Here is a 975-nt window from a genome sequence, read left to right as displayed (position 1 = left end):
CACGGTTATGGTATGCGCTACAAAGATGGCGAGCCTAATGGCCCTGCTATAAACTTTTTAACAGCAGGTTCCCACTGTGATCCGTTTACTAAAACGCCTTATCATAAGTATGTACCGGCGCATTTAGAGAGAATAGCTTCCTAAGTTGTAGGCAGAGACTTTCACGGCTTGCGGGCGGGCTAGCACGTGGCAGATTCCAGCGAGGGGCGGAAGTCTCTGCCTACGGTCGGTATATATTGGTTTTGTACCCTGCAAGCCAAAAGAAAAAGCAGTTCAATATTATGGGTAGCCTTGTTATCGTAAAGCAAATAACTTGTTTCGATATCCAGGAAGCTCTGTCTTATGCTGAACGAAAATTATCCTTACTATCTTTCGAATAAAGCCGTTTTTGCCAATCAGGACTTGAAGGTCTATGACAAGTACAGTGGTGAATTGGCTTGTTCAGTTGCATTGGCAGAGAAACAGGCGATTGATCAAGCCATAGCAGCCGCTCAGGCAGCAACAAAACCCATGGCAAGTTTGGCGGCATTTGAGCGCCAGGCTGTATTGGATCATTGCGTTAAACGCTTTACTGAACGTTTTGATGAATTAGCCGAAGCGCTTTGTATCGAAGCAGGCAAACCCATCAGGGATGCGCAGGGTGAAGTGACGCGTTTAATTGATACCTTTCGTATTGCGGCAGAAGAGTCCACTCGCATCGCCGGTGAAGTTATTCCCATGGATATTAGCGCTCGCGCCAAGGGTTATTCAGGCATGAGTAAGCGAGTACCGATTGGCCCTTGCTCGTTTATCAGCCCTTTTAATTTCCCTTTGAACTTAGCCGCCCATAAAATTGCACCCGCGATTGCAGCGGGATGCCCATTCATACTCAAACCAGCCAGTTTAACCCCTGTGGGTGCTTTGTTAATTGCCGAGGTGCTTGCAGAAACGAATCTACCTGAAGGCGCATTTTCTGTCTTACCTTGCCATCGGGAA

Annotated in this window: 1 protein-coding gene; it reads left to right on the top strand. The window is 47.3% G+C overall.

What is annotated here, in order from left to right:
- Nucleotides 1–342: 342 nt before the first annotated feature.
- Nucleotides 343–975 (top strand): aldehyde dehydrogenase family protein (locus tag A3763_RS04315; protein ID WP_156494898.1); only part of this gene is annotated, 633 nt, incomplete at its 3' end.

The organism is Oleiphilus sp. HI0128 (assembly GCF_001635365.1).
This window is presented reverse-complemented; position numbering and strand designations above follow the sequence as displayed.